Genomic DNA, 9735 nt, shown 5'->3' with positions numbered 1-9735 from the left:
GCCTGGTAAACAGTGGTCGGATGTCTGGATATCTCCATCACGTTCAATACCTCATTCGCTATGGTTGAGGAACGCAGCGACAAGTGCTGCGGGATGGCGACTACAGTGCGCGAGGCAGATGACAGCGCCGTGACGGCTCAATGACGCAAGGATGAATTTGCTTTAGGGCAGCAGGATCGAAGCGAAACGGCTTCGGTTTTAATAAAAAATTTTTAACTGTTGCCTTTGTGACAGTGTTCAAAAAATTATCGCTTATTTTCACCGCTTTATCGCTTTCCTTACTGGGTGCAGCTTGCATAAAGTCTGCTAACGTTATTGATGAGCCCTCCTTGTCACGCGAACCTTAAAATGATTAATACAATCAAACTGTCAGATGGATTCAGACGCAATTTCGTTCGGGAAGTGATTTTGCCTTTGGTGGCGATTTTAGTTTTAACCTTTGCCGGAGCAGGTGTTGGCTTGTTCTGGGGCACCTCGCTGAGCAATGAACAGGCTCGCGATCAACAGCAACGTATGATTGAGGCCTCCTTTAGCCAAAGTTTGAATGAACATTTGCGTCAGCTGCGCAGTTTGACTCGCTGGTCCCCTCTCGCTGACCAATTGGCATTGGGCGTGCCGGATCAGAACTGGTTAGATCAAAATATCGGCGGCTGGCTTTATGACATGTTTGACCACCAGTTGATTCTGCTGATGGATCGTAACAATCAGCCACTGGCGATCTGGCGTGAGGGTAAACGCGTATCCAGTGACAGCGTAGGGCAATACCTTAAAGACATGCTGGCCAGTCCGCTCGTGGTGAGCAGCGATGAGGTGGCGGGTCCCAGCGATCGTGCCGATTTCGTGCGCATTGGGCAACGTGCCGTGGCCCTGGCCGTTGGCGATATCAGCAGCACCCGTGAAGCAGGCCGCTATCGATTAGTGAGTATCAAATTCCTCGATGATGGCTATTTACGTAATCTGGCGGATCGCAGCCAGCTGCAGCAGCTGCATTTTAGCGATGGCGCGCCGCAGCCCGGAACAGATGCACTCTACCAACTGAATTCACAGCAAGGCGATGCCGTGGGTTACCTGAGCTGGCTACCGGATAAACCCGGTGCGCAGATGTTGCGCATGCTCGGCCCCTCAACACTGTTATCCGTGCTGCTGATTACCCTGCTCTGTCTGTTTATGGTCAGGCGCATCTGGACCTCCTCTCTCAATCTGTCGCAATCTTTGCTTAAGCTCGGTGCCAGTGAAGCGCAAGCGCAGCATCTGGCTTTTCACGATGTGCTGACCGGGCTGCCGAATCGGGCGCTGGTGGAAGATCGGCTGACCCAGGCGCTGGCGGCATCCGCCCGGCACGATCAGCGTGTGGCGCTGCTGTTGCTTGATCTCGATCGCTTTAAAAACATCAATGATACCTATGGTCATCATGCGGGCGATGAGTTGATCATTGAGGTGGCGCGCCGCCTCACGCACATCTTGCGTGCCAGCGATACCGTAGGACGCATCGGTGGGGATGAATTTATTGTGATGATGCCGGACGTCGATAACATCGGTCAGGTGCAGGCATTGGCAAAACGCATTATCAGTGAGCTGAGTGAAGCCTATGAGCTGCAAGGCAGCGAAGTCTGGGTTGGGGTCAGCATCGGGCTGGCGCTGGCCCCTAAAGATGGCATTGACCGCATGGAGCTGATGCGTAAAGCGGACATCGCGCTCTATGAGGCGAAAAACAGTGGTCGCGGCCAGTATCGCCAGTTCGAAAAAGTGATGGATGAATCGCTGCGCACCCGCCAGCAGATGGCGACGGATTTACGTCAGGCGCTGGTCAATTTCGATGGCCTGCGCGTGTGGTATCAACCCCTGATGGAGATCAGCGGACAGCGTGTGGTGGGATTAGAAGCCCTGCTGCGCTGGCAGCATCCGGTACGTGGTGATGTCTCGCCGGGTGACTTTATCGCCATCGCCGAAGAGACCGGGATGATCATTCCGCTGGGCGAATGGGTATTACGTGAAGCCTGTAAAACCTCACTGAAATTGCCGCAGGTGATTGTGGCGGTCAACGTTTCTCCCGTGCAGTTCCGCGCCAGTGGCTTTGTGGAGCGCATCGTTGAAATTGTGCGTGAAGAAGGCGCCAATCCGCATCATATGGAACTGGAGATCACCGAAGGCGTATTGATTGAGGATGAGCACGAAGCGCGCAATAACATCATCGCGCTGCGTGAAGCCGGTTTCCGCATTGCGCTGGATGATTTTGGCACCGGTTATTCCAGCCTCAACTATCTCAGCACGTTCCCGGTCGACAAAATTAAGATTGATCGCTCCTTCACCCAATCACTGGGCGTGGCGCAAAATTCTGCGGCAATCGTTGAATCCGTGGTGCGTCTGGGTCACGCCATGGGCTTAACCGTCACCGCTGAAGGGGTCGAAACCGAAGCCCAGAAAATGGCGCTGGCCGATGCAGGATGTAATCAGCTGCAGGGATATCTGTTCAGCCAGGCCGTACCGTTTGAAGAGATTGAAAAAATGATATAAATGCCCAGCGGGAGGAGAGTGTTCTGCCCTGCGGGCATTGACGTCAAAACCGCGCCGCTCGCATTTAATCCGGTTAGCGGTGGCGGCGCGATCTACCCTGCATCAGGGTTATGACGGAAAATCCGTATCAACCGACGTCTGTTTCCAGGCTTCGATCTGCGCCAGGCGCTCTTTCAACTTATTGGTCACCGCCTCATAACCCCATGCGCCCATCACCAAATGGCGCGGAGGATTGTCATGTTCGGTGATGGCAATCATCGCCGTGGCCGCGCGAGCCGGATCGCCCGCCTGGGTGCCGCTGTATTCGGAAGTGGCTTTCATGCGCGCCGCCGCCGTATCGGCATATTCCGGTAGGGTGCTTGGCGTCTGGTGCAGTGAACGCCCCGCCCAATCCGTGCGGAATGGCCCCGGCTCGACACAAGTGACATGGATGCCTAAAGGCGCCGCTTCCACCGCCAGGGAATCAGACCAGCCTTCCACCGCGTGTTTGCTGGCCGAGTAGTAGCCTGAGCTGGCAAAGCCAATAAATCCGGCCACTGAGGTGATATTGATCACGTGCCCGCGACGCTGTTTGCGCATCGCCGGTAATACCGCACGCGTTAAGGCAAACAGGCCAAAGACGTTGGCATCGAATTGATCACGGATCTCGCGATCATCACCCTCTTCGACTGAACTCTGATAGCCGTAACCCGCATTGTTAACCAGCACATCAATGGTACCGAATTTCTCCAGCGCCGCGTGAACCGCGCGATCGATACTGTTCTGATCGGTCACATCCAGTGCCACCGCAAGGGCGTTGTCATGCCCCGCCACCAAATCCTGCACTTTCGCCGGGTCACGCGCGGTCACCACGGTGTGAAAGCCGCGCGCAATGGTCTGCTGCGCCAGCTCCCGGCCAAAGCCGGTTGAACAACCAGAAATAAACCAAACGGGCGTGTTTGCTGAAGCCATAGTGACATCCTCTTAAATGCGCCTGATGAACCGTCATCGGGCAACAAAAGACTATGGCAAAGCCTGAAGCTGAATATTAGCGCTTAGTGCGACCGGTTCATCATCGCCGGATAGCGCTGTTGCAGATTTTGAAAGATAGCCTGCATCTGCGCGTCAAGTGCTGCCAGCTGTGTATCTGCTATGGCTGCCTTAAGTGCAACGGGTTGTGCCTCCGCCGCCACGGCGTCAAACACCTGTTGCTTCAGGAAGTGGCGCCAGCTGACCGGCGCTTCCGCCAGAAACGCGGTGAGCAACGCATAGCGCGCCGGTGTCCACTGCTGTTCAAACGCAGTGCGGGCTGGGCCGTGATCAAAATGCTGCCGGGCTTCGCGCTGCATCTCAGCGCGTAAACGCGCAGTGGTGACCTCATCCACCTCATCATCGATGATCGCCACGCCATAGCTATCACGTGCCACTTGCACTGAAACAAATCCGCAGCGCACATCCTGCAGCACTGCCGCCGCGTCACGTTCCACCGGCAGGCCATACCCTCCCGCGCCCGGCCCGCGCACCTCAACGATATCGCCCGGCTGGCAACGAATGACATCGGTGTTGCCGTGTTCAATGACCTTGCCGTTGCGCAGCGTGCGGAAGTGCGACAATGCCCCTGACTCACCGCCCAGCACGCCAGCCGAGGCGAACACTGACCGGTTGCGATTGCGCGCCGTTACCGTGGTGTTGGGCGCGGTAATTTCAAACGCCATCTCCGTGGCCAGACCGCCGCGATAGCGCCCGGCACCGGCACTGTCCGCCGCCAGCCCATAGCGATGGAAATGGATGGGGACTTCTGCCTCGTTGATCTCAATAGGCGTGTTTTTCAGAAACGCCGATAACCCACCTGAACCATCCGGGCCATCATGACGTGGCGTACCGCCCGCACCACCGCCGACAGGCCCTAGCGAGGCCACGACGCTGCGGTTCTGACTATCGCTGGTACGGATATTCATGATTGAGTTGCCGCCGGGTGAGTTAGCCGGTAAGCGATCGGGCAATGCCTGGGAGAACACGCCAATGGTGGCGATCTGCGACAACGCGCAAGTCAGCGAACGCATGCCTACCGCGGCGGGCGCTTCACAGTTCATTACGGTGCCCGGCGGCAGAATCGCGCGCGTCGGGCGTAAGGTGCCCGCATTAAGCAGCAGATGGCGATCCAGCGTTGAGAGCACATAAGTCACACCCACCAGCGCCAGCGGATGCCGTTCACGGCCGCCGGTGGGCATATTCAGCGAGGAGGCCAGCTGTGGATCGCTGCCGGTATAATCCAGTTCCAGCGTGTCGCCGCTAATGCGCAGCGTGATCGCCACGCGGCACGGATAGCCGCCTTCACCATCTTCGTCGGCAAAGTCAGCATAGAAGTATTCACCATTCGGAATGGTGGCGATAATGCTGCGCGCCTGCGCTTCGGCGTAGTCCAGAATGCCTTCAATGCCCTGCAGGAAATCCTCAATACCGAAACGCGCGATGATGTCATGGATCTTACGCTCGCCCACGTTTACCGAAGCAATCTGCGCTTTGAAATCCCCCCAGTTTTGCTCTGGTACACGCACGTTGAGGCGCATAATGCTGGCGACTTCTTCATTCAACTCACCGTTGCGCACAATCTTGAGTGGCGGAATGCGAATGCCCTCCTGCACGATATCGGTCAGCGAGCGCGACAGCGAAGCCGGCACCGCACCGCCCACGTCGGTGTTGTGAATATGACCCACCACAAAACAGACAATTTCACCGTTATGGAACACCGGCTTCCAGATGTGGATATCCGGCGAGTGCGTGGCCACATTGCCCGCATACGAATCATTGGTGATGCAGATATCGCCCTCTTCGTAATGATCGATTAACGCCAGCACCGGGCCGTAATCGATGCCGCTGTACCAGGGCGCGCCAAAGCTGCGTGGCGAAGCGAACGCCATGCCGTCACGGCTGACAATCTGACAGGAAAAATCTTCGGTCTCTTTAACGAAAGTGGAGTGCGCGGTGCGCATCAGCGTAAACGCCATCGCATCGGCCGCAGCGGCACAATAGTTCGCGAGAATTTGCAGGTTACGTCCGTTAATGGCCATATTAGTTTGCCTCCACAGGCGTAATCAGCAAGTTGCCAAAGGTATCGACATCCACCTGCATCTGCGGTGGAACACAGGTGGTACAGTCATCCTGTGCGATGATCACCGGTCCGTTGAGATGATGCCCGGCCCGCAGACTGGCACGCACCACCACATCCACCTGATGCGATGCGCCATCAATCCAGGCACTGACACGTTTCGCAACGGCAACGGGCTCGGTCGCGTCGGGTAAGATGTTGAGCGTTGGCTTCGGTGTGGGCGAGGCGATCACTAAACGCAGGTTGATAATTTGCACGGGTGCATTGGCATCACAGTGACCAAATAGCAGCTGATGCTGGCGGTCAAAGGCCTCGTGCAAGGCCGCCACGTTGGCCTGCGCCAGCCACTCTGGCTGTAGCGCGACTTCGATCTCAAACGACTGACCGCGATAGCGCATATCAGCGCTGTAGTGCAAGGTGAATGGCATATCAGTGCCGTGTTGCTCGCACAGCCAGCCACGTGCGCGTTGGCTCAGGCCTTCCGCTTCCGTTGCCAGTGCATCCGCCAGCGTCGCGTCCAGATCGCTATAAAGCGTGCGGATAAAATCATTGCGGATATCCGCCACTAACCCTCCCAGCGCAGACAGCACGCCCGGTGTAGGCGGCACGATCACCCCTTTCATATTGAGTTCGCGGGCGAGGAAACACCCCATCATCGGGCCCGCGCCGCCAAAGGCGAGGAACCAAAATTCACGCGGATCCAACCCAAAGCGCGACAGCAGTCCGCTGGTATCACCGTACATACTGGAGATCGCCAGCTCGATGGCGGTTTCCGCCGTCTCTTCCACCGTGATACCCAGTTGATCTGCCAGCGGCTGCCAGGCAGCACGTGCAGCAGCAACATCGACTTTCACCGCGTTGTAACCGAGATCGCCATGACCGATCATGCCGCAGGCGGCAAAGGCATCGGTCGCCGTCGGCTGCGTCCCTCCGCGCTGGAAACACACCGGCCCGGGCAGCGACCCGGCGCTATCCGGGCCCATCTGCAGCACGCCCTGGTTATCGATCCACGCCAGCGAGCCGCCACCCTGCCCCACCGAGGTGACTGCCACTGACGGAATATAAATCGGGAAATCACCGATGATTTCACCGTTGCCCTGCGCCACTTGCCCATCGACGATCACCGCCACGTCCGCGCTGGTGCCGCCAATATCAAGACTCAGGATCTTGTCGAAACCACAAGCGCTGGCAAGGAAGCTGGCACCGATCACGCCTGAAGCCGTGCCGGACAACACCATCTGCACACATTCACTTTTCGCCTGCTCCACGCCCATCACGCCACCATTGGATTTGGTGATACGCGGCGGCGGCTTAATGCCCATGGTGTGCAACGCCTGTTCAAACGATTCCAGGTAGTGAATCACCATCGGCTGCACATAGGCATTAATGGTGGCGGTGATAGTCCGTTCATATTCGCGAATGATCGGCCAGATGTCGGCGGAGCAAGAGGTGAGCAGTTCAGGCGCCACCTCGTCGATAATGGCTTTGACTGCTGCTTCGTTGTGGCGATTGCGATAACTGTGTAACAGCGACACCACAATGCCCTGACAACCCGCCGCACACGCCTGATCAATGGCATCCAGCACACTTTGCCGATCCACTGGCTGCAACACGGTGCCGTGGCGGTCCGTTCGCTCTTTGATGGCAAACACCCGATCGCGGGTAATCAACGGTGCCGGACGTCGCGAAAAGAGATCGTGAATATGAGGAATTTTGAGACGCGCCAGCTCCAGCACATCACAAAATCCTTCGGTGGCAAACAGCGCCAGCCGCACGCCACGTCGCTGGATAACCGCGTTGATGCCCACGGTGGTGCCGTGGGTAAAATAGTCAATATGCTGGGGTTCAATCCCGTCACGCTGCTGCAACTGCGACAGCCCGGTGAGGATTTCGCTGCCGGGCTGATCCGGTCGCGACAGGACTTTTAAGGTATGAATCTGATGAGTCTGTTCATTCAGCACGGCAAAATCCGTAAAGGATCCGCCAATATCAACGCCAACGCGGTAACCCATGGTGAGCAAGCTCCGTTATCAGGAGAGAGGAAATTCCATCAGTTTTTGCGGATCCTGCACCACACGCCAGCCAAGGCGCTGATACAGCTGATGGGCATCATTAGTAGAGAGCATCCAGCGGTGCACCGTGGCCAGCTCCGGGTGCGCACGCACACAGGTCGCCAGCCAGCTGCCCAGGCCGTAGCCTCGCCAGTTTTCGTCGATCATCACATCGCACAACCAGCCGAATCGGGTGTAATCCGTCACCAGTCGCGCGAAGCCAATCTGCTGTTGCTGATGGTAAACACCAAACGGCAACGAGCCGGCAAATGCGCGCTCGGTTTTGGCGCGTGGCTGCGCGTTGGCCCAGTAAGACTTCTCAGTCAATTGCTGGTGGATGTAATCCATATCAAGGCGCTGGCGATCGGTAGAGATGGTGAACTCGTCGCGCAGCCATTGATGATCGGCAAGGGTTAAAGCGGTCATGGCAACTCCTTGTAAAGCGATAAATTGAGTGTACGGATATGCAGGCACAGGACGCGCGTGAAGCCACGACCGGAACAGTAAAGATAAAGGGAATTTACGGCAGAGAAGAAATTTTATGCTGTGGCAGATGCGTGCGGAGGTTCAGGGGCAAATAGCGGTGTTGAAACAATACCTTCTCCCTGTCTGGGAGAAGGTCAGGATGGGGTCAATTACACACTAAAATCCACAGAATTATGTTTGGCAATCAACGAGCGCAACGGCACGGTGCTTTTCATAATCGGTGACTTAATCACGATATAACTGAAGTACTTATCGATGCCGATTTGCGCGTCCAGCATCTTCTCAATCACTTCCTGGTAGTGCTCGATACTGCGGGTAATAAAGCGTAGCAAATAGTCGTAGCCGCCGGTAATCAGATGGCACTCCATCAGCTCATCCACGTCGCGAACCGAATTTTCGAATTTCATAAAATCTTCGCGTCGATGGCCTGAGAGCGTCACCTCGGTGAACACCGTAACGGAATCGGTAATTTTGGTCAGATTGATGTGGGCTTCATAGCCGGTAATAAATCCAGCCTGCTCCAGGCGCTTCACCCGTTGCAAACAAGGGCTGGGCGAAAGTCCTACGGCGTCGGCGAGATTGACGTTGCTGATACGGCCATCTTTTTGTAGTTGCACCAGGATGTTGATGTCGATGCGGTCGAGTTTCATTAAGCCGTTCATAGCACCCCTCATTGTTGACCAATCGCGCAGGCTGATACGATGGTATATCACGCTTTGACGTGACGGCGCTAGCGACTTCCGCACGCCACGTCATTCATTGGTCGAGTCAATAATTCCAGAGATATCAATGAGGAAGCCGGATTTATCCCAGGCGACCACTGGCGCGGGCCAGCGCAATATCAAAGATATGTAACGCTTCTTCCAACTGAGAATCTGTGGTCACCAGTGGCGCGAGGAAGCGCACCACGTTGCGATGCAGGCCGCATTTGATCAGCAACAGACCTTCCTGGCAGGCGCAGTCGAGGATTTTCTGCGTCATCGCTGCGTCAGGGCGCTTGGTTTCGAAGTCGATGATCTCCACCGCCTGCATAAAGCCCACGCCACGTACTTCACCAATGCAGGCATATTTCTCCGCCAGCTGTTGCAGACGTGCATTCAGCTGTTCACCCAGCTGATTGCTGCGCGCCAACAGATTGTCGTTTTCCAGCAGATCCAACACCGCCAGCGCCGCCGCGCAGCCCAGCGCGTTACCGCCATAGGTGCCGCCGAGACCACCTGGCAGTGGCGCATCCATGATGGCTGCTTTACCTACCACGCCGGAAATCGGCAGACCGCCCCCCAGGCTCTTCGCCACCGTCACCAGATCCGGTGTAATGCCCAGTTGCTCGAAGGCAAACAGCGTACCGGTGCGGCCGAAGCCGGTCTGCACTTCATCAAGAATCAGCACGATGCCGTGCTTTTCGGTAATGCGACGCAGTGCCTGCATAAAGTTCGCACCCGCTGGCAGGAAGCCACCGTCGCCCTGAACTGGCTCGATGATGATTGCTGCCACACGCTCCGGCAGGATCTGCACGGCGAACAACTGTTCCAGCGCTTGCAGGCAGTCATCATCGCTGACGCCATGGAAGGCATTAGGATAAGGCAGGCGATACAC

7 protein-coding genes are annotated in these 9735 nt (G+C 56.6%); 1 reads left to right on the top strand and 6 read right to left on the bottom strand.

Annotated features, from left to right (window positions below; genetic code table 11):
• The first annotated feature begins 348 nt into the window (after positions 1 to 348).
• Positions 349 to 2514, top strand: a complete 2166-nt coding sequence (locus H7A81_RS22610; RefSeq protein WP_182058784.1) for a bifunctional diguanylate cyclase/phosphodiesterase — start codon at positions 349 to 351, stop codon at positions 2512 to 2514.
• A 108-nt stretch (positions 2515 to 2622) separates the two neighbouring features.
• Here H7A81_RS22610 and H7A81_RS22605 read toward each other — a convergent pair whose 3' ends face one another.
• The 6 genes from H7A81_RS22605 to H7A81_RS22580 form a co-directional block, all read right to left on the bottom strand.
• A complete protein-coding gene (locus H7A81_RS22605; protein ID WP_182058783.1) occupies positions 2623 to 3465 on the bottom strand; it encodes an oxidoreductase in 843 nt (280 codons plus the stop codon).
• A gap of 83 nt (positions 3466 to 3548) precedes the next feature.
• Entirely contained in the window at positions 3549 to 5564 is a 2016-nt protein-coding gene (locus H7A81_RS22600) for a hydantoinase B/oxoprolinase family protein (protein WP_182058782.1), read from the bottom strand.
• Position 5565: 1 nt separating this feature from the next.
• Positions 5566 to 7614: a hydantoinase/oxoprolinase family protein gene (locus H7A81_RS22595; RefSeq protein WP_182058781.1), complete on the bottom strand. Its 2049-nt coding sequence runs from the start codon at positions 7612 to 7614 to the stop codon at positions 5566 to 5568.
• A gap of 18 nt (positions 7615 to 7632) precedes the next feature.
• Complete coding sequence (locus H7A81_RS22590; RefSeq protein WP_182058780.1) at positions 7633 to 8079, bottom strand: GNAT family N-acetyltransferase; 447 nt, start codon at positions 8077 to 8079, stop codon at positions 7633 to 7635.
• 209 nt (positions 8080 to 8288) lie between these two features.
• Positions 8289 to 8801 (bottom strand): Lrp/AsnC family transcriptional regulator, encoded by a 513-nt coding sequence (locus tag H7A81_RS22585; protein ID WP_034824599.1) that lies wholly within the window; start codon positions 8799 to 8801, stop codon positions 8289 to 8291.
• Between the two features lie 142 nt (positions 8802 to 8943).
• Positions 8944 to 9735, bottom strand: a 792-nt coding sequence (locus H7A81_RS22580; protein WP_182058779.1) for an aspartate aminotransferase family protein, incomplete at its 5' end; no start/stop codon positions are given.

Origin of the sequence: Pantoea sp. ME81 (genome assembly GCF_903970985.1) — a bacterium.
GTDB classification, from domain to species: Bacteria; Pseudomonadota; Gammaproteobacteria; order Enterobacterales; family Enterobacteriaceae; genus Pantoea; species Pantoea communis.
The sequence above is the reverse complement of the archived record's forward strand: the minus strand, read 5'-3'. Positions and strand labels throughout refer to the sequence as shown.

Excerpts from the sequence above, each read along its gene's own strand:
- H7A81_RS22610 (WP_182058784.1), top strand. The coding sequence starts at position 349 with ATGATTAATACAATCAAACTGTCAGATGGATTCAGACGCAATTTCGTT.
- H7A81_RS22605 (WP_182058783.1), bottom strand. The coding sequence starts at position 3,465 with ATGGCTTCAGCAAACACGCCCGTTTGGTTTATTTCTGGTTGTTCAACC.
- H7A81_RS22600 (WP_182058782.1), bottom strand. The coding sequence starts at position 5,564 with ATGGCCATTAACGGACGTAACCTGCAAATTCTCGCGAACTATTGTGCC.
- H7A81_RS22595 (WP_182058781.1), bottom strand. The coding sequence starts at position 7,614 with ATGGGTTACCGCGTTGGCGTTGATATTGGCGGATCCTTTACGGATTTT.
- H7A81_RS22590 (WP_182058780.1), bottom strand. The coding sequence starts at position 8,079 with ATGACCGCTTTAACCCTTGCCGATCATCAATGGCTGCGCGACGAGTTC.
- H7A81_RS22585 (WP_034824599.1), bottom strand. The coding sequence starts at position 8,801 with ATGAACGGCTTAATGAAACTCGACCGCATCGACATCAACATCCTGGTG.